Annotated in this window: 25 protein-coding genes; 16 read left to right on the top strand and 9 right to left on the bottom strand. The window is 66.0% G+C overall.

All coding sequences use genetic code 11. The features are described 5' to 3' along the window. Window positions 1–103: 103 nt before the first annotated feature. From R9B84_RS11055 to ftsB, 4 genes are all read left to right on the top strand, one after another. Complete coding sequence (locus R9B84_RS11055) at window positions 104–1,762, top strand: CTP synthase (protein WP_423757986.1); 1,659 nt, start codon at window positions 104–106, stop codon at window positions 1,760–1,762. Beyond that, window positions 1,759–2,613, top strand: coding sequence for a 3-deoxy-8-phosphooctulonate synthase (gene kdsA / locus R9B84_RS11050; RefSeq protein ID WP_423757985.1), 855 nt, complete (start codon window positions 1,759–1,761; stop codon window positions 2,611–2,613). Before R9B84_RS11055 ends, kdsA begins: the two co-directional genes overlap by 4 nt. Before the next feature lie 106 nt (window positions 2,614–2,719). Continuing rightward, window positions 2,720–4,003, top strand: a complete 1,284-nt coding sequence (eno, locus tag R9B84_RS11045; protein WP_011352544.1) for a phosphopyruvate hydratase — start codon at window positions 2,720–2,722, stop codon at window positions 4,001–4,003. 81 nt (window positions 4,004–4,084) lie between these two features. Then, window positions 4,085–4,510 (top strand): cell division protein FtsB, encoded by a 426-nt coding sequence (gene ftsB / locus R9B84_RS11040; protein ID WP_423757984.1) that lies wholly within the window; start codon window positions 4,085–4,087, stop codon window positions 4,508–4,510. 86 nt (window positions 4,511–4,596) lie between these two features. Here ftsB and R9B84_RS11035 read toward each other — a convergent pair whose 3' ends face one another. From R9B84_RS11035 to R9B84_RS11025, 3 genes are all read right to left on the bottom strand, one after another. After that, window positions 4,597–4,947, bottom strand: coding sequence for a hypothetical protein (locus R9B84_RS11035; RefSeq protein WP_423757983.1), 351 nt, complete (start codon window positions 4,945–4,947; stop codon window positions 4,597–4,599). A gap of 135 nt (window positions 4,948–5,082) precedes the next feature. Beyond that, a complete protein-coding gene (gene hslO, locus R9B84_RS11030; RefSeq protein ID WP_423757982.1) occupies window positions 5,083–6,033 on the bottom strand; it encodes an Hsp33 family molecular chaperone HslO in 951 nt (316 codons plus the stop codon). 24 nt (window positions 6,034–6,057) lie between these two features. Next, complete coding sequence (locus R9B84_RS11025) at window positions 6,058–6,582, bottom strand: gamma carbonic anhydrase family protein (protein ID WP_034183575.1); 525 nt, start codon at window positions 6,580–6,582, stop codon at window positions 6,058–6,060. A gap of 143 nt (window positions 6,583–6,725) precedes the next feature. Between R9B84_RS11025 and R9B84_RS11020 the strand changes: the two genes are divergently transcribed. The 11 genes from R9B84_RS11020 to R9B84_RS10970 all read left to right on the top strand — a co-directional run bounded on the left by R9B84_RS11020 (window position 6,726) and on the right by R9B84_RS10970 (window position 16,185). Next, window positions 6,726–7,583 (top strand): ferritin-like domain-containing protein, encoded by an 858-nt coding sequence (locus tag R9B84_RS11020; protein ID WP_423757981.1) that lies wholly within the window; start codon window positions 6,726–6,728, stop codon window positions 7,581–7,583. 187 nt (window positions 7,584–7,770) lie between these two features. After that, complete coding sequence (locus R9B84_RS11015) at window positions 7,771–8,661, top strand: alpha/beta fold hydrolase (protein ID WP_423757980.1); 891 nt, start codon at window positions 7,771–7,773, stop codon at window positions 8,659–8,661. An 82-nt stretch (window positions 8,662–8,743) separates the two neighbouring features. After that, window positions 8,744–9,574 (top strand): 3',5'-nucleoside bisphosphate phosphatase, encoded by an 831-nt coding sequence (locus R9B84_RS11010; protein ID WP_423757979.1) that lies wholly within the window; start codon window positions 8,744–8,746, stop codon window positions 9,572–9,574. A 72-nt stretch (window positions 9,575–9,646) separates the two neighbouring features. Continuing rightward, window positions 9,647–10,279, top strand: a complete 633-nt coding sequence (locus R9B84_RS11005; RefSeq protein WP_047898474.1) for an L-threonylcarbamoyladenylate synthase — start codon at window positions 9,647–9,649, stop codon at window positions 10,277–10,279. Between the two features lie 51 nt (window positions 10,280–10,330). Continuing rightward, the gene (locus R9B84_RS11000) at window positions 10,331–10,993 is read left to right on the top strand and encodes a site-2 protease family protein (protein ID WP_047898473.1); all 663 of its coding nucleotides are present in this window, start codon (window positions 10,331–10,333) and stop codon (window positions 10,991–10,993) included. 8 nt (window positions 10,994–11,001) lie between these two features. Next, window positions 11,002–12,204: a tryptophan--tRNA ligase gene (locus tag R9B84_RS10995; RefSeq protein ID WP_048248731.1), complete on the top strand. Its 1,203-nt coding sequence runs from the start codon at window positions 11,002–11,004 to the stop codon at window positions 12,202–12,204. Between the two features lie 9 nt (window positions 12,205–12,213). Further along, entirely contained in the window at window positions 12,214–12,816 is a 603-nt protein-coding gene (locus R9B84_RS10990) for a class I SAM-dependent methyltransferase (RefSeq protein ID WP_423757978.1), read from the top strand. Between the two features lie 46 nt (window positions 12,817–12,862). After that, window positions 12,863–13,768 carry a 4-hydroxy-tetrahydrodipicolinate synthase gene (gene dapA / locus R9B84_RS10985; protein ID WP_174380465.1) on the top strand — a complete coding sequence of 302 codons (906 nt, stop codon included), beginning with the start codon at window positions 12,863–12,865 and terminating at the stop codon, window positions 13,766–13,768. A gap of 111 nt (window positions 13,769–13,879) precedes the next feature. Next, on the top strand, window positions 13,880–15,025 hold the full coding sequence (bamC, locus tag R9B84_RS10980; protein WP_423757977.1) for an outer membrane protein assembly factor BamC: 1,146 nt from the start codon (window positions 13,880–13,882) through the stop codon (window positions 15,023–15,025). 4 nt (window positions 15,026–15,029) lie between these two features. Further along, window positions 15,030–15,806 (top strand): MBL fold metallo-hydrolase, encoded by a 777-nt coding sequence (locus tag R9B84_RS10975; RefSeq protein ID WP_423757976.1) that lies wholly within the window; start codon window positions 15,030–15,032, stop codon window positions 15,804–15,806. A gap of 40 nt (window positions 15,807–15,846) precedes the next feature. Next, complete coding sequence (locus R9B84_RS10970) at window positions 15,847–16,185, top strand: hypothetical protein (protein WP_423760015.1); 339 nt, start codon at window positions 15,847–15,849, stop codon at window positions 16,183–16,185. On the opposite strand, the gene R9B84_RS10965 is transcribed toward R9B84_RS10970, so the two are convergent. Beyond that, window positions 16,113–16,358, bottom strand: a complete 246-nt coding sequence (locus R9B84_RS10965; RefSeq protein WP_075122947.1) for a hypothetical protein — start codon at window positions 16,356–16,358, stop codon at window positions 16,113–16,115. The genes R9B84_RS10970 and R9B84_RS10965 overlap by 73 nt on opposite strands. A gap of 56 nt (window positions 16,359–16,414) precedes the next feature. After that, complete coding sequence (locus tag R9B84_RS10960) at window positions 16,415–17,635, bottom strand: JmjC domain-containing protein (RefSeq protein ID WP_423757975.1); 1,221 nt, start codon at window positions 17,633–17,635, stop codon at window positions 16,415–16,417. A 32-nt stretch (window positions 17,636–17,667) separates the two neighbouring features. On the opposite strand from R9B84_RS10960, the gene R9B84_RS10955 reads away from it, so the two are divergent. Continuing rightward, a complete protein-coding gene (locus R9B84_RS10955) occupies window positions 17,668–18,210 on the top strand; it encodes an FKBP-type peptidyl-prolyl cis-trans isomerase (protein WP_047898466.1) in 543 nt (180 codons plus the stop codon). On the opposite strand, the gene R9B84_RS10950 is transcribed toward R9B84_RS10955, so the two are convergent. From R9B84_RS10950 to R9B84_RS10935, 4 genes are all read right to left on the bottom strand, one after another. Next, the gene (locus R9B84_RS10950) at window positions 18,190–19,461 is read right to left on the bottom strand and encodes a hypothetical protein (protein ID WP_423757974.1); all 1,272 of its coding nucleotides are present in this window, start codon (window positions 19,459–19,461) and stop codon (window positions 18,190–18,192) included. The genes R9B84_RS10955 and R9B84_RS10950 overlap by 21 nt on opposite strands. Then, on the bottom strand, window positions 19,442–22,099 hold the full coding sequence (gene mutS / locus R9B84_RS10945; RefSeq protein WP_423757973.1) for a DNA mismatch repair protein MutS: 2,658 nt from the start codon (window positions 22,097–22,099) through the stop codon (window positions 19,442–19,444). Before mutS ends, R9B84_RS10950 begins: the two co-directional genes overlap by 20 nt. A gap of 224 nt (window positions 22,100–22,323) precedes the next feature. Then, window positions 22,324–22,551: a hypothetical protein gene (locus tag R9B84_RS10940; protein ID WP_423757972.1), complete on the bottom strand. Its 228-nt coding sequence runs from the start codon at window positions 22,549–22,551 to the stop codon at window positions 22,324–22,326. Between the two features lie 225 nt (window positions 22,552–22,776). Further along, window positions 22,777–23,940: a DUF4382 domain-containing protein gene (locus R9B84_RS10935; RefSeq protein ID WP_423757971.1), complete on the bottom strand. Its 1,164-nt coding sequence runs from the start codon at window positions 23,938–23,940 to the stop codon at window positions 22,777–22,779. Window positions 23,941–24,097 lie beyond the last annotated feature (157 nt).

The raw sequence follows: 24,097 nt of genomic DNA, 5'->3' as shown, positions 1-24,097 counted from the left end.
CGGGTCCGCCCGAAGGGGCGCGATCATCACGTGTCATCCCGGCAATTGCTGAGAAAAGGGCGGGCTTTACGGTATAATCCGTTTTTCCCGCGAGCATCCAGCGATGACCAAATATGTTTTCGTCACCGGCGGCGTAGTTTCTTCCCTTGGCAAGGGCATTGCCGCCGCTTCCCTCGCCGCGATCCTCGAATCGCGCGGTCTGAAAGTCACCCTCCTCAAACTCGATCCGTACATCAACGTCGACCCCGGCACGATGAGCCCGTTCCAGCACGGCGAAGTGTTCGTGACGGAAGACGGAGCGGAGACGGACCTCGACCTCGGCCACTATGAGCGCTTCATCAGCACGAAGATGCGCAAGGCCAACAACTTCACGACCGGCCAGATCTACGAATCGGTGATCCGCAAGGAACGCCGCGGCGACTATCTGGGCAAGACCGTGCAGGTCATTCCGCACATCACGAACGAGATCCAGGCGTTCATCGAGCGCGGGGCCGCATCGGCCACCTGCGGCGAGCCGGATGTCGCGATCGTCGAGATCGGCGGCACGGTCGGCGACATCGAGTCGCTGCCGTTCCTTGAAGCCGCGCGCCAGATGAGCCTGCGCCTCGGCCGCAACAGCGCGTGCTTCGTGCACCTGACGCTCGTGCCGTACGTCGCGACGGCCGGCGAGCTGAAGACGAAGCCGACCCAGCACAGCGTGCAGAAGCTGCGCGAGATCGGCATCCTGCCGCACGTGCTGCTGTGCCGCGCGGATCGCCGCATCCCCGACGACGAATCGAAGAAGATCTCGATGTTCTCGAACGTGCCGGAAGACGCCGTGATCTCGGTGTGGGACGCCGACAGCATCTACAAGATTCCGCAGATGCTGCACGACCAGGGCCTCGACAAGATCATCTGCGACGAGCTGAAGCTGTCGCCGCACGATGCCGACCTGAGCATGTGGTCGGAGCTCGTCGAGAAGCTGGAGAACCCGAAGCACGAAGTGACGATCGGCATGGTCGGCAAGTACGTCGACCTGACCGAATCGTACAAGTCGCTGATCGAGGCGCTGCGTCACGCGTCGCTGCACACGTCGACGAAGGTCAACATCGAGTACATCGACTCGGAAGAGATCGAGACGAACGGCGTCGACAGCCTGAAGCACCTCGACGCGGTGCTGGTCCCGGGCGGTTTCGGCCGTCGCGGCACCGAAGGCAAGATCGCGGCGATCCGCCATGCGCGCGAGTCGAAGGTGCCGTATCTCGGCATCTGCCTCGGCATGCAGCTCGCGGTGATCGAGTTCGCGCGCGACGTCGTCGGCCTGAAGCAGGCGAACAGCACGGAATTCGATCCGGACACGCCGGAACGCGTGGTCGCGCTGATCACCGAGTGGTTCGACCGCGACGGCAAGGTCGAGACGCGCACCGAGGAATCCGATCTCGGCGGCACGATGCGCCTCGGCTCGCAGCGCTGCCCGATCAAGCCCGGCACGATGGCGGAAGAAATCTATGGCAAGGACGTGAACGAGCGTCATCGCCACCGTTATGAAGTCAATAACCGCTTCGTGCCCCAGCTCGAAAGCGGCGGCCTTATCATCAGCGCGCGTACCCCGAGCGAGGATCTGCCGGAAATGATGGAGCTGCCGCGCTCGATGCACCCGTGGTTCGTCGGCGTGCAGTTCCACCCGGAATTCACGTCCACGCCGCGTGACGGTCATCCCCTGTTCAAGTCGTTCGTCGAAGCCGCGCTCGCCAACAAGCAAGCGCGCGGAGTGAAAGCATGAAGCTGTGCGATTTCGAGGTCGGTCTCGACAAGCCTTTTTTCCTGATCGCGGGTACCTGCGTCGTCGAATCGGAGCAAATGACGATCGACACGGCGGGCCGCCTGAAGGAGATCTGCGAGAAGCTGAACGTTCCGTTCATCTACAAGTCGTCCTACGACAAGGCAAATCGCAGTTCGGGCAAGTCGTTTCGCGGCCTCGGAATGGACGAGGGCCTGCGGATTCTCGGCGAGGTGAAGCGCCAGCTCGGCCTGCCGGTGCTGACCGACGTGCATTCGATCGACGAGATCGAGCAGGTCGCGTCGGTCGTCGACGTGCTGCAGACGCCCGCGTTCCTGTGCCGCCAGACCGATTTCATCCAGGCATGCGCGCGCTCGGGCAAGCCCGTCAACATCAAGAAGGGCCAGTTCCTCGCGCCGCACGACATGAAGAACGTGATCGACAAGGCGCGCGACGCGGCCCGTGAAGCGGGGCTGTCGGAAGACCGTTTCATGGCGTGCGAGCGCGGTGTCTCGTTCGGCTACAACAATCTCGTGTCCGACATGCGTTCGCTCGCGATCATGCGCGAGACGAACGCGCCCGTCGTATTCGATGCGACCCACTCGGTGCAATTGCCGGGCGGGCAGGGCACGAGCTCGGGCGGCCAGCGCGAATTCGTGCCGGTGCTCGCGCGTGCGGCGGTCGCGACGGGCGTCGCGGGCCTCTTCATGGAAACGCACCCGAATCCGGCCGAGGCGAAGTCGGACGGCCCGAACGCGGTGCCGCTGAACCGGATGGGCGCGCTGCTGGAGACACTCGTCACGCTCGACCAGGCGGTGAAGCGCAATCCGTTCCTGGAAAACGATTTCAATTAAAGATCGAATGAACCTTGCGACGGCTTCGCGCGTCAGTAGCAGAAGCGGTTCCGGCACGCACGCCGTCGCAGTTTGAAGAATCCATCGTCATTCTCAGAGGAAACCCATGAGTGCAATCGTAGATATCATCGGCCGCGAGATTCTGGATTCGCGCGGCAACCCCACCGTCGAATGCGACGTGCTGCTCGAATCGGGCACGATGGGCCGCGCGGCGGTGCCGTCGGGCGCGTCCACGGGCTCGCGTGAAGCGATCGAACTGCGCGACGGCGAAGCCGGCCGCTACAACGGCAAGGGCGTGCTGAAGGCAGTCGAGCACATCAACACCGAAATCTCCGAAGCCATCATGGGCCTCGACGCGTCGGAACAGGCGTTCCTCGACAAGACGCTGCTCGAGCTGGACGGCACCGACAACAAGTCGCGCCTCGGCGCGAACGCGATGCTGGCCGTGTCGATGGCCGTCGCGAAGGCTGCCGCCGAAGAGGCAGGCCTGCCGCTGTACCGCTATTTCGGCGGTTCGGGCGCGATGCAACTGCCGGTGCCGATGATGAACATCGTCAACGGCGGCGCGCACGCGAACAACAGCCTCGACATCCAGGAATTCATGATCGTCCCGGTCAGCCAGCCGACGTTCCGTGAAGCCCTGCGTTGCGGCGCGGAAGTGTTCCACGCACTGAAGAAGATCCTGAGCGACCGCGGCATGAGCACGGCAGTCGGCGACGAAGGTGGCTTCGCGCCGAACTTCGGCAGCAACGACGAGTGCCTGTCGACGATCCTGCAGGCAATCGAGAAGGCTGGCTACCGTGCGGGCGAGGACGTACTGCTCGCGCTCGACTGCGCGGCATCCGAGTTCTACCACGACGGCAAGTACCAGCTCGCGGGCGAAGGCCTGCAACTCTCGTCGGCCGAATTCACCGACTACCTCGCGACGCTCGCCGACAAGTTCCCGATCGTGTCGATCGAGGACGGCATGCACGAAAGCGACTGGGAAGGCTGGAAGCTGCTGACCGACCGCCTCGGCAAGAAGGTGCAGCTCGTCGGCGACGACCTGTTCGTCACGAACACGCGCATCCTGAAGGAAGGCATCGAGAAGGGCATCGCGAACTCGATCCTCATCAAGATCAACCAGATTGGTACGCTGACCGAAACGTTCGCGGCGATCGAAATGGCGAAGCGCGCGGGCTACACGGCCGTGATCTCGCACCGCTCGGGCGAAACGGAAGATTCGACGATCGCGGACATCGCGGTCGGCCTGAACGCCGGTCAGATCAAGACGGGTTCGCTGTCGCGCAGCGACCGCATCTCGAAGTACAACCAGCTGCTGCGCATCGAGGAAGATCTCGGCGACATCGCCAGCTACCCGGGTAAATCGGCTTTCTATAACCTGCGCTAACGCGCTAATATCGGGTTCGTCATATCGACGCCGCTCTGTGCATGTGCGCGGAGCGGCGCTTCTTATATCTGCGTCTCTTACATGCGGCTTGTCACTGTCGTCCTGATTGCCTTGCTGGCGCTCATTCAGTACCCCCTATGGTGGGGACACGGCGGCTGGCTGCGGGTGCATGAATTGCGTCAGCAGCTCGGCGACCAGCTCCAGAAGAATGCGGACGAGAAGCTGCGCAACGAGCGGACCGCGGGCGAAGTGCAGGATCTGCAGAGCGGTACCGCGGCCATCGAGGAGCGCGCGCGCTACGAGATGGGCATGGTGAAGGACGGCGAAGTATTCGTGCAGTTCGTGTCGCCGAATGCACCGGCGGTGCCGCTGAACAACACGCCTTCGAACACGTCGACGCGCGGTGCCGTGTCCGCGGCGCCGGTGCGTGTCGTGCCGAATCCGCAGTCGATGGCGAAGCCGTCGCGGCATCATGGCGGCGACAAGGGCAAGGTCGCGCATCACTGAGTGCGGCAGTTCGAACCCATTAAAAAAGCGCGGGAAATGCCGCGCTTTTTTATTTCCTGACAGTATTCAATCGGCCGGGCGACTGCTCACCACCACCAGCCCGGGTAGCCGTAGCTGATACCCGTTCCCCAGCGATTCCCCCATCCGCCGTAATACCCGCCGTAAACCGTCACGGGCGGCGGCGAGTAATAGGCCCACGCGCGCGCGGCCGCTTCGGCCGCCATCGCACTGTTCTGTTCGCGCAGAACCTGCTGGTCGATCTCGTCGTAGCGCTTGCGTTCGGCGCTCGACAGCACGGGCGGCTGGCCACCCGACGCGCCCGGTTCGGGCAGGCGGCTCAGGATCGTGGAGGACGGCGGCGGCACCGCGCAGCCGGCGAGCGCGAGCGTGCCGGCGGCGACGCTCGTCAGGACGATGATGCGAAACGGGCGATTCATGTGGTTCTCCTGCAGCGCGCCGACGACGGGAAGCGGCTTGCGCCGAAGGCAGAGCCTCCGGCGCCTGAGCCGTGCGTGCGACGCTCTTGCGTCATTATGCGCCCGTGCCCGGACGGCGGGCATCGGGCGCGCCACTCAGTGACGCTGGTCGGTCGCGGGCGCGATGCCGGTCTCGACGCCGGGTGCCGCGAACAACTGCGCGACGTCGACGGGATCGAATTCGTAGCGCTGGTTGCAGAACTCGCAGTGGATCTCGACGTGGCCGCGCTCGACGATCACGCTGTCGACTTCGTCGCGGCCGAGCATGCGCAGCATCGCACCGACCTTCTCGCGCGAGCATGAGCACTGGAAGCGCGTGCCGGCCGGCTCGAAGTGCTGCACGTTCTCCTGCCAGAACAGCCGGCGGAACACGACTTCCGGTTCGACCTCGAGCAATTCCTTCGCGGACAACGTGCCGCCGAGCGCGCAGACACGCTCCCACGTATCGATATCGGTTTCGGCATTGCGCGGCACGATGCCGCCGTCGCCAGGCAGCTTCTGCAACAGCATGCCGACCGCACGGTCGCGATCGGCCGCGAGCCACAGCCGCGTGTCGAGCTGCTCCGAGTGATGCATGTACTGCTCGAGCACCTGCGACACTGATTCGAGCGGGCCGTCGACGCCGTTCAGCGGCACGATGCCTTGGTACGGCTGCTGGCCCGGCAGCTTGTCGGCCGGGTCGAGCGTGATCACGCAGCGGCCGTGACCGCTCGCGTTGACGAGCGACGCGAAACTCGTGTCGTCGCCGATCGTTTGTGCCGCGTCGCCGGAGAACTTCGCGGTGGCCCGCATCGACAGATCCGAACCGCACTGGACGACCAGCATCTGGACCGGCCCGTCGCCGAAGATCTGCATGATCAGGGTGCCGTGAAATTTCAGGTTCGCGGACAGCAGCGCGCACGCGGCCATCATTTCGCCGAGCACCGTGCGCACGGGGGCAGGGTAGTCGCGGCGGGAGAGCACTTCCTGCCACGTATTGCGCAGCGAAACGATCTCGCCGCGCACGGGCGCCGCATTGAACATGAATTTCTGTAACTGGTCGCTCACTCTTCTTCCTTGAAATCGCGCGAATCACCCGATCCGCACGAGTTGCTCCTTGAAATGCGCGCGCCGCTCGACATAGGTCTTCGCGTTTGCGCGCAGCCGCGCGATGTCTTCCGCCGACAACTCGCGCACGACTTTCGCCGGTGCGCCGAGAATCAGCGAGTTGTCCGGGAACGTCTTGCCTTCCGTCACGACCGCGCCGGCACCAACCAGACAGTTGCGGCCGATGACCGCTCCATTCAAGACCACCGCCTGAATACCGATCAGCGAACCTTCGCCGATCGTGCAGCCGTGCAGCATCGCCTGGTGCCCGATCGTCACGTTTTCGGCAATCGTCAGCGGAAAGCCGGGGTCCGTGTGCAGTACCGCGCCTTCCTGGACGTTGCTGCCGGCGCCGACCGCAATCGTCTCGTTGTCGCCGCGAATCGTCGCGCCGAACCAGACGCTCGCGTTTTCCTCGAGCACGACCTTGCCGATGATGGCCGCCGTATCGGCGACGAATACGCTTTCGTGGATCGTCGGGGCCGTATCGCCCAGCTTGTAGATCGTCACGGAGTCTCCTTGTCTCTTCGGTGATGGGCGCCGGTAGAATGGCGCGTCTGGTTTGCCCGGCGCGTTGCGCCGCGGAACAATCGCATATTGTAAACCGTCGCGTGCATGCGCTCCCGCGATGCGCACGCAGGGTGTCCCCGTTTATGAGCATGGAGTCTTCTTCTTTCGGTCATGTGCCGGCCTGCGTGCGCCGTGTTGCACTCGACGCGCTGCGTGCATCCGAACCTGCGGCCAAGGCCGCGCAGGTGCGTTCGCTGTACGACGCGCTGCTGGCCGGGCAGGCCGCGATCGCGCCGTCGCTCGAACTGCACGAACCGGGCGATCTACCCGGGCGCCCGGCGCGTCCGGCGCTCGTCGAGCCGCGCCAGCTCGAGCGACGCAGCATGCGTTCGCCCGAAGGGCGCGCGGTGCTGCTGCACGCGCTCGCCCATATCGAATTCAATGCGATCAATCTGGCGCTCGACGCGGTGTGGCGTTTCGTGGGCCTGCCGAATGCGTTTTATGCGGACTGGCTGAAGGTCGCGGCCGAGGAGGCCTATCACTTCACGCTGCTGTCCGACCGGCTGGCGGCATTCGGGCATGCATACGGCGATTTTCCCGCGCACAACGGGCTGTGGGAGATGTGCGAGCGGACCAAGGGCGATGTGCTTGCGCGCATGGCGCTCGTGCCGCGCACGCTCGAGGCCCGCGGGCTCGATGCTTCGCCGCCGATCCGTGCGAGGCTCGTGCAGGCGGGCGACGATGCGTCGGCCGCGATCCTCGACGTGATCCTGCGCGACGAGGTCGGCCATGTCGCGATCGGCAACCACTGGTTCCGGCATCTGTGCGACGAAACCGGCCGCGATCCGGTGTCGGCCTACCGCCAGCTTGCCGAGCAATATCATGCGCCGCGGTTGCGCGGCCCGTTCAACTTCGATGCGCGTCGCGATGCCGGATTCGAGCAGGCCGAACTCGACGAACTGGCCGCGCAGGACGCAGCGGACGGAAACGCGGCGCGTTAGCCGGATCGCGTCCTGCTGCGTGTTGGCCGGCCGCCAGGCGGCCCGCGCGCCCGGCTGATGGCGCTTCCTGGCCGTTTCGTCGGACCCTCGGGCCGCCGCACCGCTAGAGAGGGGCCTCGACTGCCGACCGCCGGAACGGAGGCGTCGCCGCTATAATCGAACGATCATTCTTTTTTTGGCGGCTGCAATGAGTGCCTCGAGTTCTGTTTCCGATTTCGTCACGGTGCGCGGCGTGAAGCTGCATGTGCGGCGCTGGGGCCGGCCCGACGCGCCGACGTTGTTCATGCTGCACGGCTGGATGGACGTCGCGGCGTCGTTCCAGTTCGTCGTCGACGCGCTCGCGGGCGACTGGCAGGTGATCGCGCCCGATGCGCGCGGCTTCGGGCTGTCCGACTGGCCGGTCGCGCGGCAGGGCGGCGGCCACTACTGGTTCCACGAATACCTGGGCGACCTCGATGCGCTCGTCGACCACTATGCGCCGACCGGCGAAGTCAACCTGGTCGGGCACAGCATGGGCGCGAACGTCGTGTGCCTTTACGCGGGCGCGCGGCCGGAACGCGTGCGGCGCGTGGTCGACCTCGAGGGTTTCGGGCTCGCGCCCGCGCGGGCCGAGCAGGCGCCGCGCCGGCTGCGCGGCTGGCTGGACGAGCTGCGCGAGCCGCCCGCGCTGCGGCCTTACGCGTCCCTCGACGAGGTGGCGGCGCGCCTGACCAAGACCAATCCGCGGCTCGACCCGCAGCGCGCCGCATTCCTCGCCGCGCACTGGTCGAAGCGCGGCGACGACGGCCTCTACCACCTGCTCGCGGACCCCGCGCACAAGATGCCGGGTCCGCTGCTGTACCGGCTCGACGAGGTGATGGCCACCTGGAAGCAGGTGCGCGCGAAGGTGCTGCACGTCGAGGCCGTCAATTCGCCGACGCTCGCGTACATCGCCGGCGACATCCCGCTGCGGGAATTCAAGGCGCGTTTCAACGCATTCCCCGACTGGCGCGAGAAGCTCGTCGAGGATGCCGGCCACATGGTTCATCACGACCAACCCGAGCAGATCGCGGCGCTGATCGAGGCGTTCTGCGCATAGGCGCGCGACGGCGGCGGCGGGGCAGGCGGGCGGCGCAATTGCCGCGTTGCAGTAGAATGAAGCCTTACCTGCCATACCGACAATGAACGCTGATCTCCACTGCCATTCGAATGTTTCCGACGGGTTGCTGTCGCCTGCCGATGTCGCGCGCCGTGCCCATGCCGGCGGCGTGACCCTGTGGGCGCTGACCGACCACGACGAGATCGGCGGCCAGGCGGCGGCGCGCAGCGAGGCGGAAGCGCTCGGCATGCGTTACCTGAGCGGCGTCGAGATTTCGGTCACGTGGGCATCGCGCACCGTGCACATCGTCGGCCTGAACATCGATCCCGCGAACCCGGCGCTCGTCGATGGCCTGTACCGCACGCGCCACGGCCGCGCGGCGCGCGCGCGGGCGATCGGCGCGCAACTCGAGACGCTCGGCATTCCCGGCGCGTACGAAGGCGCGCTGAAGTTCGTATCGAATCCCGACCTGATCTCGCGCACGCACTTCGCGCGCTTTCTCGTCGAAAACGGCCACGCCGAATCGACGTCCGACGTGTTCGACCGCCTGCTCGGCGACGGCAAGCCCGGGTTCGTCCCGCATCGGTGGGCGACGCTGTCCGACGCGGTCGGGTGGATCCGCGCGGCGGGCGGCGAAGCCGTGGTCGCGCATCCGGGCCGTTACCGCTATACGCCTGTCGAATTCGACGCGTTCTTCGGCGAGTTCATCGATCTGGGCGGCCGCGCGATCGAGGTCGTCACGGGCAGCCACACGCCCGACCAATACCGCGAATACGCGGATGTTGCCCGCCGCTTCGGCTTCGAAGTGTCGCGCGGCTCGGATTTCCATGCGCCGGGCGAGGGCCGCGTCGAGCTCGGCGGCTTGCCGCCGCTGCCGTCCGACCTGACACCGGTCTGGGAGCGCTGGCTCTGACACCGGGCGGTCGCCCGCCGCACGAGTTGCCGCTGTCGCGCGCATCCGACTCCTCCCTATTTACCTGCTTCCATGTCCCAGTTCTTCAGGATTCATCCGGATAATCCGCAGCCGCGCCTGATCAAGCAGGCCGTGGAGATCGTCAGCAAGGGCGGCGTGATCGCGATGCCGACCGATTCGAGCTATGCGCTCGCGTGCCATCTCGACGACAAGGATGCAGTCGAGCGCGTGCGCCGGATTCGCGGCCTCGACGAGAAGCAGCACCTGTCGCTGCTCGTGCGCGACCTGTCGGAGCTCGCCAACTTCGCGATGGTCGACAACCGCCAGTACCGGCAGATCAAGTCGGTGACGCCGGGCCCGTACGTATTCATCCTGCAGGCGACGAAGGAAGTGCCGCGCCGGCTGTCGCACCCGTCGCGCAAGACGATCGGGCTGCGCGTGCCCGATCACGCGATCACGCTCGCGCTGCTGGAATCGCTCGGCCAGCCGCTGCTCGGCACGACGCTGATCCTGCCGCCGGATGACGAACCGCTCAACGATCCGGACGACATCCGGGCGCGGCTCGAGAAACAGGTCGACCTCGTGATCGACGGCGGCGCGTGCCCGCGCGAGCCGTCGACGGTGATCGACCTGACCGGCAACGAGCCGGAACTCGTGCGCGCGGGGCGCGGCGCGCTCGAACCGTTCGGACTCTCGGCCGCGTAAGCGCGCGCCGTTCCCATTTTTGCGCGAGTGCGCTTGTTACAATAACGCGATATGGATGCTTCCCTGATACAGACCATCGCCGTCTACGCGCTGCCCGTGATCTTCGCGATCACGTTGCACGAGGCCGCGCACGGCTACGCCGCCCGCCTGCTCGGCGACAACACCGCCTACGTGATGGGGCGCGTGTCGTTCAATCCGATGCGCCACATCGATCCGATCGGCACGATCGCGATCCCGCTCGCGATGTATTTCCTGACGGGCGGCGCGTTCCTGTTCGGCTATGCGAAGCCGGTGCCGGTTTCGTTCGGCAACCTGCGCGATCCGCGCTGGGGCAGCCTGTGGGTAGCGCTCGCGGGCCCGGCCTGCAACTTCGTGCAGGCGCTGATCTGGGGGCTGCTGACCCTCGTGCTGCCCGCGGTCGGCATCGACGAGCCGTTCTTCACGCGGATGGCGTTTGCCGGCGTCAGCGCGAACCTCGTGCTCGGCGTGCTGAACCTGTTTCCGCTGCCGCCGCTCGACGGCGGCCGCATCCTGGCGGCGCTGCTGCCGCCGAAGCAATCGATCGCGCTGTCGCGCATCGAGCCGTACGGTTTCATCATCGTCCTCGCGCTGGTCGCGACGGGCGTGCTGACGAACTTCTGGCTGCGCCCGCTCGTCAACGTCGGCTACGCCGTGCTGAGCGCCATCCTGTCTCCATTCGCCTCGCTTCTCTAACGACAATCATGTTCCCAGAACGTATTTTCTCCGGCATGCGACCCACCGGGTCGCTGCACCTCGGTCATTACCACGGCGTGCTGAAAAACTGGGTGAAACTGCAGTCCGAGTACCCGTGCTTCTTCTGCGTCGTCGACTGGCATGCGCTGACGACGCACTACGAGACTCCCGAGGTCATCGAGAAGAACGTGTGGGACGTGCTGATCGACTGGCTCGCGTCCGGCATCGACCCGGCGCAGGCGACGCTGTTCATCCAGAGCAAGGTGCCTGAGCACGCGGAACTCGCGCTGCTGCTCGGCATGAGCACGCCGCTCGGCTGGCTCGAACGCGTGCCGACCTACAAGGAGCAGATGGAGAAGCTGAAGGACAAGGACCTGTCGACCTACGGCTTCCTCGGCTACCCGGTGCTGATGGCGGCCGACATCCTGCTGTATCGCGGCTCGCTCGTGCCGGTTGGCGAGGATCAGGTGCCGCACGTCGAGATGACGCGCGAGATCGCGCGCCGCTTCAACTACCTGTACGGCCGTGAGCCCGGTTTCGAGGAGAAGGCGCTCGACGCCGCGAAGAAACTCGGCGGCAAGCGCGCGAAGCTCTATCACGAACTGCGCAACGCGTACCAGCAGGAAGGCGACGACGAGGCGCTCGAACAGGCGCGTGCGATGCTGCAGGAATCGCAGAGCCTGTCGATGAGCGACCGCGAGCGCCTGTTCGGCTATCTCGAAGGCGCGCGCAAGATCATCCTCGTCGAGCCGCAGGCGCTGCTGACCGAAGCGTCCCGGATGCCGGGCCTCGATGGGCAGAAGATGTCCAAGTCGTACGGCAACACGATCGGCCTGCGTGAAGACGCCGAGACGATCACGAAGAAAGTCCGCACGATGCCGACCGATCCGGCGCGCGTGCGCCGCACCGATCCGGGCGACCCGGACAAGTGCCCGGTGTGGCAACTGCACCAGGTCTATACGGACGAAGCGACGCACGAGTGGGTGCAGAAGGGTTGCCGCTCGGCGGGCATCGGCTGCCTCGACTGCAAGCAGCCGGTCGTCGAAGGCATCCTGCGCGAACAGCAGCCGATGCTCGAGCGCGCGCAGAAGTACATGGACGATCCGTCGCTGCTGCGCGCGATCGTCGCGGACGGTTGCGACAAGGCGCGCAAGTACGCGACGGAAACGATGCGCGACGTGCGCGACGCGATGGGCCTGTCGTACAACTGATCCGACTGCATGAGCGAATCCGTCATCGCCGCCGCGGGCGGCCACGTCGCACAGGCCGAGCCGTCGCGCTGGGTCGCGCAATGGTCGCGGCTCGTTCCGGCCGGCGGCGCGGTGCTTGACGTCGCCGCGGGCGGCGGCCGCCATGCGCGCTGGTTCGCGTCGCATGGGCATCCGGTCGTCGCGCTCGACCGCGACCCGGCCGCGCTGGCCGCGTTGCGCACGATTGCGGGCGTCGATGCCCGCGACGTCGATCTCGAAGGCGCACCGTGGCCACTGCCGGTAGGCGAGCGGTTTTCGGCCGTGATCGTCACCCATTATCTGCATCGTCCGCTCTGGCCCCATCTGCTCGATGCGGTGGCCCCGGGCGGCGTGCTCATCTACGAAACTTTCGCGCAAGGAAACGAAACGGTCGGCAAACCGTCCAACCCCGCGTTCCTGCTCGCCCCGGGCGAGCTGCTGGACGCCGTGCACGGCCGCCTGCGGGTGGTCGCGTACGAGGACGGTTTCGTCGCCGCGCCGCGCGAGGCGTTCGTCCAGCGTCTCTGCGCAGTGCGCGAGGGCGCGACCCCGAAGGCGGGGGCGGGAATTCCACGTTACGAACTGCCCGGCTAATCCGCTACAATCTCAACGTTTACCGGTACACAATCAATCGCGTTTCATGGCTAACGGCACCCAAGACGGCATTCAAATCCGCGGCAGCATCCCCGCGATCGTCACCCCGATGCTCGAAGACGGCAGTCTCGACCTGCCGGCGTTTCGCAAACTGATCGACTGGCACATCGCGGAAGGCACCGATGCGCTCGTCGTGGTCGGTACGAGCGGCGAGTCGGCAACGCTCAACGTCGAAGAGCACATCCTGATGATCCGCACCGCGGTCGAGCATGCGGCGAAACGCATTCCGATCATCGCGGGCGCGGGCGGCAACTCGACCGCAGAAGCGATCGAGCTGACGAAGCACGCCAAGGCTGTCGGCGCGGACGCGACGCTGCAGGTCGTGCCGTACTACAACAAGCCGACGCAGGAAGGCATGTACCGTCACTTCAAGGCGATCGCCGAAGCGGTCGACCTGCCGGTGATCCTGTACAACGTGCCGGGCCGCACGGTCGCGGACATGGCGAACGAGACGATGCTGCGTCTCGCGCAGGTGCCGGGCATCATCGGCGTGAAGGAAGCGACGGGCAACATCGATCGCGCCGCGCACCTGATCAAGGCCGCGCCGAAGCATTTCGCGATCTACAGCGGCGACGATCCGACGGCGATCGCGCTGATGCTGCTCGGCGGCCACGGCAACATCTCGGTGACGGCGAACGTTGCGCCGCGCGCGATGAGCGAGCTGTGCCGCGCGGCGCTGGCCGGCGACGTGCAGACGGCCCGCGAGCTGCACATGAAGCTGCTGTCGCTGCACAAGAACCTGTTCATCGAGGCGAACCCGATTCCGGTGAAATGGGCGCTGCAGGCGATGGGCAAGATGCAGGGCGGCATCCGGCTGCCGCTCACGGCGCTCGACGAGCGCTGCCACGATGCCGTGCGTTCGGCCCTCGTCGAGGCCGGCGTCCTCGCCTGATGCCGAGGCGGCCGCGCCCTGCGGCCGCCGGCTCGACCCCTGATCAACCCGCACCGGCCGGCTCCGTCCGGCGCCGCTCCTGACGAGCGTTCAAGCAAGACGAAGGATTTCATGAAACGTTTCGCCATTTCCTCTCGCGCCATCCAGATGTCGGTGGTGGCGCTGGCGCTGGGCGCGCTCGCCGGCTGCGATACGCTGAACGACTACCTGGCCCCCGACCGGGTCAACTACAAGAACACCGGTTCGGCGCCGCCGCTCGCGGTGCCGAGCGACCTGAAGCCGGTGCCGACGACCCAGCAGTTCGTCGCGCCGCCGACCAACGCCGGGCTCGGCACGCTGCCGCCGCGGGCTACGACGCAGGCCGGCAACGCAACCGACGGCATCCCGAGCGCGCAGGATCCGCTCGGCATGCACATCGAGCGCGACGGCGATCGCCGCTGGCTCGTCGTCGATGGCCGGACGCCCGAGCAGTTGTGGCCGATCCTGAAGGAGTTTTGGCAGGAGAACGGTTTCTCGCTGAAGACCGACGCGCCGTCGACGGGCATCATGGCCACCGACTGGGCCGAGAACCGCGCGAACATTCCCGACGACTGGTTCCGCCGCACGATCGGCAAGGTCATCGATTTCGCGTATTCGTCCGGCACGCGCGACCGTTTCCGTACGCTCGTGAACCGCACGTCGGACGGCAACACCGACATCTCGATCACGCATAGCGCGATGGAAGAAATGATGGTCGGCCCGCAGGGCGGCACGTCGTCGCGCTGGGAAGAGCGTCCGCGCAACCCGGTGCTCGAAGCCGTGTTCCTGTCGAAGCTGATGCAGAAGTTCGGCCTGACCGACGCGCAGGCGAAGCAACTGCTGACCGATGCGCATCCCGCGACGGCACCCGCGCAGGTGAGCGACACGAGCAATGGCGCCGCGACGCTGCAACTGGCCGAGTCGTTCGACCGTGCGTGGCTGCGCGTGGGCCTTGCGCTCGACCGTACCAACTTCACGGTCGACAATCGCGACCGCGAGAAGGGCATGTACACCGTGCGATTTGCGAATTCGATGGAAGAGCTCAAGCGCGACGGCCTGTTCGGCAAGCTGTTCTACGGCGGTCCGGCAGCGGCGAAGCCGGGCAAGGAGTTCCTGGTCAACGTGCGTGCGCAAGGCAACGGCGGCACGCAGGTCGCGGTGGTCGGCGCAAACGGCCAGGTCGACAATTCGTCGGACGCGCAGCGGATCATTTCGCTGCTGCACGCGCAGTTGAACTGAGCGCGTGCGATTCGCCAGCCTCGGAAGCGGCAGCGAAGGCAACGCGCTGGTCGTCGAGGCCTCGAGCGGCACGACGACCACCCGCGTGCTGCTCGACTGCGGCTTTTCTGCCAAGGAGGTCGAGCGCCGGCTCGGCCGACTGAATCTCGGCATCGATGATCTCGATGCGATCCTCATCACCCATGAACACAGCGACCACGTCGGCAGTGCGCTGACGCTCGCCCGGCGCGCGTCGCTGCCGCTCTACATGAGTTGGGGCACCGCGCGCGCGGTAGGCGCGGACGAGGCCGATGTCGATCTCCACGTGCTGTGGGGCGATGAGACGGCCGCGATACGCGATCTGGCCGTCATGCCCTATACGGTCCCTCACGATGCGCGCGAGCCGCTCCAGTTCGTCTTTATGGACGGGGGCAGCCGGCTCGGCGTGCTGACGGACGTCGGCATGGCCACGCCGCACATCACGGCCGTCCTGAGCGGCTGTGATGCGCTGGTGCTCGAATCCAACCACGACACCGCGATGCTGGCCGCGAGCCGCTATCCGCAGTCGCTGAAGGCGCGGATCGGCGGCAACCACGGTCACCTGAGCAACGACGCGGCGGCCGACATCCTCGCGTCGCTCGAACGCAGCCGCCTCCAGCACCTGGTCGCGGCGCACCTGAGCCAGCAGAACAACCTGCCGGAACTGGCCCGTCAGGCGTTTGCCGGCGTGCTGGGGACGAGCGGAGAGGACGTGGTCGTGGCCACGCAGGACGCGGGGTTCGACTGGCTGATGCTCGGCTGAGCAGGGCGGGGCCGCGGTGGCGGCCCGGTGCGGTTGCCGGGTGATCGATCCGGAAAACGCAGACGTAAAAAAACCGGCCCTCGGGCCGGTTTTTTTTCAGCTGACGCTGAGGCTTACTGGCTTGCGCCCGAAGCCGGAGCAGCCGTCGCTGCCGAAGCAGCCGACGCCACTGCAGCAGCAGCGTCGCTCGCAGCAGCCGTTGCCGACGAAGCAGCGGCCGAAGCGTCGCTCGCTGCACCAGCAACTGCCGAAGCAGCCGTCGAAGCAGCAGCAGCCGCGTCGCTTGCAGCCGACGAAGCAGCTTGATCAGCGCTCTTGTTGCAAGCAGCCAGTGCAACAGCAGCCAACAGGGAAGCTACGAGGAGGGATTTCTTCATGATCACGTCCTTTTATGGTTAAAGGTAAGCAACAGCGCGAAACAATACCGGTAATGTGCTCCAACACCGACCTGGGCCGCTGGTGGAGATGCACTTCTAGAGCGTGAATCTTCCCTACGGCTTGGGCGGAAATTATATGCACTTTCCTATCGACCGTCGACAAATGCGGGGTCAATACGTTGTCTTTCCCATACAGAATTTGATCCGTACGGGCATACGGGGCGACTCACACTAATCCCGGCCTCCGACCCGTATCCAGCCCGCACAATACCACTCGTGCAACAAGGCTGTCATCGAGGGAGCCCGGGATAGTGTTACAAACCGTTTCGCCTCCATCTGACGTTGATTGGCCAGTTCGGGCAGCCATTCGCCGGCCTGCTCGAGCGGTCCTTCCTCGCCATTAATGAAGTACGAGCGCGCGTTATACATCAATGCGGCCCTTCTGTCGAGACTCACGCCACGGCGCGAGGCGTGCGCGACGAACGCGGCCTCGGACAGCGGACGCGCCGGCGGGTCGAATACGACGTTCGGCTTGGGCTCGCTCAGGTAGCAACCGAGGAATTCGGCGACGTCGCGCTTGCGCCAGCGGATGGCGTCGACGATCTCGGCGACGCGCTCGACCATCGCCGGAGGCAATTGCGCGGGCGTGTCGACGGCCGGCTGCTTCGGATCGCGGTAGAGGTCGTCGCCGCCGCCGTCGCGCAGGCCGCCGCGCTCCGCGAGATAGTACAGGAACTGGGCGCCCAGTTCGCCCGAGGACGGGGCCCGGAAGCCGATCGAGCAGGTCATGCATTCGCCTTCGGCGACGCCGTCGTGCGCGATGTGGGGCGGCAGGTACAGCATGTCGCCGGGCTCCAGCACCCATTCGTCGCTCGGCTCGAAGTTCTCGAGGATCTTCAGCGGCACGTTCGGCTGCAGCGACAGGTCCTTCTGTGCACCGACGCGCCAGCGGCGCCGGCCTTCGACCTGCAGCAGGAATACGTCATACGAATCGAAATGCGGGCCGACGCCGCCGCCGTCGGTCGCATACGAGATCATCAGGTCGTCCAGCCGCGCGTCGGGGATGAAGCGGAAGCGGTCGAGCAGCGCGCGCGCCGCATCGACGTGCAGGTCGAGCCCCTGCACGAGCAGGGTCCAGGACTTGCGCGTGACGGCAGGCAGCGAGTCGGGCTCGAACGGACCGTGCGACAGTTGCCACTTGTTACGAAAATGGGTGATCAGTCGCGATTCCGCGTCATAGTCGGATGCCAGCTCGAACAGCGCATCGCGCGTGACCGGCGACGCAACGCCGGGGATTGCCTGGCGGATCAGGAGCGGCTTCTTCTGCCAGTAACCGCGCATGAATTGCGCCGGCGTGAGACCGCCGAGCAGCGGTGTGGGAAGATCGGAAGGCGGCGCGCCGAGCGGGGCGTCAGCGGCATCCCGCGGTTCGGCTTGAGACCGGTTGCGCATCGTATAATGAGACTTGTATTTGGGAGAATTGGATGAAAATCGCAAAAAACACCGTCGTGTCGGTCACTTACAAGCTGTCGGATGCACAGGGCAATCTGATCGAGGAAAGCGACGAGCCGATGGTCTATCTGCACGGCGGCTATGATGGCACGTTCCCCAAGATCGAGGAACAGCTCGACGGTCAGGAGCCGGGCTACCAGGCACAGATTCAGCTCGAGCCGCAGGACGCGTTCGGCGACTACGATCCCGAACTCGTGAAGATCGAGCCGCGCGATCGTTTTCCCGAGCCGCTCGAAGTGGGCATGCAGTTCGAAGGCACGCCGGAAGACGGCGACGAGGAAGTCGATTCGCTGATCTATACGGTCACCGACGTCGCCGAAGACAAGGTCGTGCTCGACGGCAATCACCCGCTGGCAGGCATGGCGCTGCGTTTCGCACTCACGGTGAAGGACGTTCGCGAAGCCACCGAAGACGAAATCGAGCATGAGCATGCGCATGGCGCGGAAGGGCTCGAGATCGTCGACGAGGACGAAGACGAAGACGGCGAAGCGCCGTCAGGGCGCACCCTGCACTGAGCTCGCAGGCAGGCCGGGCGCCGGCCCCGATGCAGGGGGCGGTGCCGGCCACGACGCGCCGCCTGGTGCGGCGCCGTCACCCTGCAGCGGCGGCGCGACCGACGACGAGTCGGGCAGCGCCGGCAACGCGGGGATTTCCGGCATCTGCGGCAGCGGGACATCGTCGTGCGGTACGAGCGGCAGCGCGGGCGGCACGGGCAGGTTCTTCGGCACCTCCTGCAGGCTCACGTTGAAGATCGTCTGCCGCGCTGGCGACACACTCACCTTCACCCACTGATTCGCCGGATGGCGCGGTCCGATCGCGACGCGCGTCACGTTTCCTACCAGTTCACCATCGTCGGCCCGTAGCGGACGATCGATCAGAAAGCCGTTAGCAAGCGGTTCGCCGCTCGCGTGCATCACCAGTATCGGGCCGCGGAACGTCGCCGCCGCCTTCACCAGCGTTCGTTTCAACTCGCGGAAGCCGTCACGCACGCGCGGCCGGTTGAAACGCAGCCATGCGAACCGTTCCGAGCGTTCATAGCGTTCGAATTGCGGATCGCCTTCGAAAATCACCACCATCGCACGCGCCTCGCGCCGCTTCGCGTATTCGGCCGCGTGGTCGATCCAGAAACCGTTCGCGATGACGCGGTCCTCGAATTCGCCATTGCGGCCGCCGGCCGTCAGGAAGTGGTTGTTCGGCGCCGGTGCGTTGAGTGCGACGTAGACGATGTCGTCGCGCATCCAGCGTGCGTTTTCGCGATACGGCCGGAACCGCGCGATTTCGCTTTCCCGCGTGATCTGCAGTGCGCCGGGGTCGGGCAGCGCCGAATCGGCGAGCAGCGTCTGCCGCAGGAAGTCGAGCCGCTCGACCGGATCGTAGCCGCCGCCGGCCACCGTGTTGCACGACACCCAGTCGCCATGGCCGGGGATGAATACGAGCGGCACGCGTGCGGCGTCCAGGATCGCGCCGCGCTGCGAATACAGCGCATCGCGGCACGCTTCCTTCGAGCTCTTGAGATCGCCCGCATAGACGACGAAGGCCAGGTTGCGCTCGCGCGCGATCGAATCGAGCAGCCGCTGGGTCGCCGGTTCGTCTGCCGGTACGTTGATGACGCCCGACACGACTGCGAACGAGTAGGGCGCGGTGGCACGCTTCGGCGGCGCCGCCAGCGCGCCGGCCTGCGCGAGCGCGAGTACCGCTGCGCCGAGCGCGGCGGCGGCGCGCGCCGGCAGGCGCCGCGAGATGCGCTTACGCGTGCCCGTCGGCATCGTGCGACCGGACCAGCGTGCGCAGCTCGTACAGCAGGTCGAGCGCCTCGCGCGGCTTGAGATCGTCGGGATCGATGTCGCGCAGCTTCTCGAGCGCCGGATGCGGCGTGTCGGGCAGCGCAGGCGCGTCCGCGCATTCGAGATCGTCTGCGATGACCGGCTGCGCGCTGAACAGGTCGAGTTGCGGCGTGTGCTGTACCGCCGACTGCTGTTCGAGATAGGCGAGGTGCTTGCGCGCGGCGCGGATCACGGGCGCCGGGACGCCCGCGAGCTGCGCGACCTGCAGGCCGTAGCTCTGGTTCGCCGGACCTTCGTTGACCGCGTGCAGGAATACGATGCCGTGGCCGTGCTCGACGGCCGACAGATGGACGTTGGCCGCTTGCGGGAATTCGGCCGGCAGTTGCGTCAGCTCGAAGTAGTGCGTCGCGAACAGCGTGTAGCAGGCGTTGTGCGCCAGCAGGTGGCGCGCGATGGCCCACGCGAGCGCGAGGCCGTCGAACGTCGACGTGCCACGGCCGATCTCGTCCATCAACACGAGGCTTTGCGGGGTCGCGTCGTTGAGGATCGCCGCGGCCTCGGTCATCTCGACCATGAACGTCGAGCGGCCGCCCGCGAGATCGTCGGCGGCGCCGATGCGCGTGAAGATCCGGTCGATCGGACCGAAGCATGCCGACTTCGCCGGCACGTAGCTGCCGACGTATGCCATCAGCGCGATCAGCGCGGTCTGCCGCATGAACGTCGACTTACCGCCCATGTTCGGACCGGTGATCAGCAGCAGCTTGCGCTCGGTGCCGAACCGGCAGTCGTTCGCGATGAACTGCTCGACCTGCGCTTCGACGACCGGGTGACGGCCCTGTTCGATTTCGATGCCGATCTCGTCGGTGAAGGTCGGCGCGACCCAGTCGAGCGCGCGGGCGCGTTCGGCGAATGCGGCGAGCAGGTCGAGCTCGGCGAGTGCCGATGCGACGCGCTGGCACTCGGGGATGAACGGCAGCAGCGCCTGCAGCACCGCGTCGTACAGCGCGCGCTCGCGCGCCAGCGCGCGTTCCTGCGCGGACAGCGCCTTATCCTCGAAGGTCTTCAGTTCGGGCGTGATGTAGCGTTCGGCGTTCTTCAGCGTCTGGCGGCGGCGGTAATCGTCGGGCACCTTGTCGGTCTGGCCGCGCGTGACCTCGATGTAGAAGCCGTGCACCTTGTTGTATTCGACGCGCAGGTTCGCGATGCCGGTGCGCGTGCGTTCGCGCGCTTCGAGATCGATCAGGAACTGCCCGCAGTTCTCCGAGATGTCGCGCAGTTCGTCGAGCTCGGCATCGTAGCCGCGCGCGATCACGCCGCCGTCGCGCACCATGGCGGCCGGCTCGGGCGCGATCGCGCTCGTCAGCAGGTCGAGGCATTCGGCGGGCGGCGCGAGTGCAGCGTCGACACGGGTGAGTGCGTCCGCATTCGCGACGATCGCGCTGATGCGTTCGCGCAGGGCCGGCAGCGCGGCGAACGTGTCGCGCAGGCTCGACAGGTCGCGCGGACGCGCGGACAGCAGCGCGAGACGCCCGGTGATCCGTTCGACGTCGGCGATCTGGCGCAACGCGCTGCGCAGCGCGTCGAGGCTTGCATTCGCCGGCGCATCGAGTAGCGCGCCGATCGCCTGCTGGCGCGACTGCGCGGCGATCGACGCGCGCGGCGGGTGATGCAGCCAGTGACGCAGCAGACGGCTGCCCATCGTCGTGCAGCAGGTGTCGAGCAGCGAATACAGCGTCGGCGACTCGGTGCCGCGCAGCGTCTCGGTCAGTTCGAGGTTGCGGCGCGTGGCCGGATCGAGCCCGATGTATTCGGTTTCGTTCTCGACCTTCAGGCTGCGCACGTGCCGCAGTTGCTGGCCTTGCGTGGCCGCTGCGTAGAGCAGCAGCGCGCCCGCGGCGCCGCAGGCGCTCGTCAACGAATGCGCGCCGAAACCGTCGAGGCTCGCGACATCGAGCTGGTCGCACAGGCGTTGCGTGCCCGATGCGATGTCGAAGTGCCACGCCGGCACGCGCTTGGTTGCGCCCGTGCCTGCCGGTACGGCGTCGGTTGCGCCGTCCGCCGTCAGGATTTCGGCGGGCCGGATGCGCTCGAGCGCGGCGCCGAGCTGCTCGGGTTCGATTTCGGCGAGCCGAAGCGCACCGCTTGCGAGGTTGAGCCACGCGAGGCCGATGTTGACCGCGACGCCGCGCTTGTTGTGGCCCGTGCACATCGCGAGCAGGTAGACGTCGTTCTTGTCGGACAGCAGCGCGGCATCGGTCAGCGTGCCGGGCGTGACGACGCGCACGACCTTGCGCTCGACGGGGCCTTTCGACGTGGCCGGATCGCCGATCTGCTCGCAGATCGCGACCGATTCGCCCATCTTCACGAGCTTCGCCAGATACTGCTCGACCGCGTGATGCGGCACGCCGGCCATCTTGATCGGCGTGCCGGCTGTGGCGCCGCGCTGCGTGAGGGTCAGGTCGAGCAGGCGCGAGGCCTTTTCCGCATCTTCGAAAAACAGCTCGTAGAAGTCGCCCATCCGGTAGAAGACGAGCGTGTCGGGGTGGTCGGCCTTGATGCGGAGGTACTGCTGCATCATCGGGGTGTGGCCGGCAAAGGCCTCGGGCGACAGCGTGGTCATAGGTCAGGCATCAAGTTGTTGCTTTGGTTGCCCGAGTTTACCAGTGCGACTGGTGTTCAGGCCTGATCCTGGCCGTTTGGCTGGCTCACGTCGGGTACTCGAGGGTTGCGGATCGGCAGCACTCGATGAGTCGACGTCCACCTTCTGAGCCGACACAATCGATCACCGGATTGACCACGAAAGCGCAACCGTGAAACGGCTTTTGGCCAGCGCAGAAGCATTTTTCATGGCTGGGTAGGGAAGCATGCGACGAACTCGCGCCACGCGTGATTGACATGCTCGTCCCATTTGTCCGGGGCGATCTCACGAATTTTGTTGTCGGCAATGCCCATGAACTCGAAACCGCGGCGAGCGAATTCCGAAATGGCAGTCGTCGCGGCGGCTTCGTGATTCGTTCCAGGTCCGTTGGCGCGACGGACAAAAGAAAGGCCCGCGACGTGCGGGCCTGCCATCAACAGTTGCCTTTCTTGGCTTGTCCGGGTGGGCAGAAGCCGTTCCCCGGGCCACCTTGCGGCGCCACCACAACCGGTGCACCGGGAACGTATGCGACGCACCCGCCGAGCACGCCAACCATGCTTGCCGCTGCGAGCAGCGCGATAACCCCTTTCTTCACTTCGTTCTCCCGTTAGAAGAGAAGGAAAGGGCCGTTCGACCCTTTCCGTTATGCCGTTGGACCGTCAGAAATTGAAATTGACGTTTGTCTGGCTCGTCGTTGCGTTGACGTTCGTCGATTGCGTTGCACCCGACGCTGCGTCCGCTTCGATCGTATATTGGCCTGCCGCCGCCGGCGCGGCAGCCAGCGCGACAGGCAGCGAGCCCGAATACGTGCCGACGATCGGCGCGGCTGTCGGCAACGACAGCGCGTACGCGCCCGTGTCCATGTTTGCGTTGATCGACGTGATTTCGTATGCGTTCGCATCGATTGTCTGCAGCGCACGCACCAGCGCGTTCGCGCTCGCCGTCGCCGTGCCGCTGATCGTGCTCGTCGTCGAGGCAGGCAGCGTGATCGGCACGTTCGACGTCGACACGGCCGTGCTCGTGTTCACGACAACCGGCACCGAGCGGACGACACCCGACGCGACGTTGTTCTGCACGATCACGACGTCGTAATTGCCCTGCGTCGCGCTTTGGATCAGCGGCGACAGCACGAACTTGCCGGTGCTGTCGGCTACCGTGCCGCGCACGACCTTGCCGCCCTGTTCCGCATAGACCGTTGCACCCGCTTCGGCCTGCGCGACGTAGCCCGAAATCGCGCCGCTGACGATTGTCGGTGTTGCCGTCACGACGGGCTTGAGCCCGTAGGTGCCGTTTCCGCGCTGCACGATCGACTTGCACGCATTGAAATCGAGCACAAGGTCGACGAGCGTGTTTGGCTGGACCGTGAACGGCGTGATGATCTTGTAACCGCTTTGCGTCGCGCTCGGCGTCGCGAGCGCCTGCTCGGTGCCGCCCGTCGGCACGACCGAGTTTGCAAGCGTGTTGCCCTGGTTCTGCGCGAGCACGAGCCGGACCTGCTGGTACTGGCCGGCTGGCAGTGCGGTCTGGCCGAGGTCGGCGAGGGTGCCGTTGGTCAGCGACAGCAGGTCGATCTTCTGCGGCGTCGGCAGCGTGATCGTCGACCAGCCCGCGTCGTTGTCGCCCGCGTTCGAACTGGCGTTCACGCGCACCTGCGACACGGTGACGAACACATGATCGAAGCCGCACGACGGTGCATCGGTCATCGCGACGTGCAGCGTGCCGTTCTGCACGCTGCTGCTGCTGCCGCCGTCTCCGCCGCCGCAACCGGCGAGAACGAAGGGCACGAATGCAGCGCAAAGGGCACTTTTAATATAGGTATTCATATGTCACCCCCCATGGGCGTTATTGTTGGTGACCGAAGAATAGCGCCGCGTCAGCTTACTATTTGGGCATCTTTGAAACGAACGGTAACTCTTGGTTCGGTCGGTAAATTGTGTTCGAGATTGAAGCTGCTTCAGGAGGGGCGAAGCGGAACAGGGT

This window comes from Burkholderia sp. NLJ2 (assembly GCF_049487195.1).
Lineage (GTDB): Bacteria > Pseudomonadota > Gammaproteobacteria > Burkholderiales > Burkholderiaceae > Burkholderia > Burkholderia pyrrocinia.
This window is presented reverse-complemented; position numbering and strand designations above follow the sequence as displayed.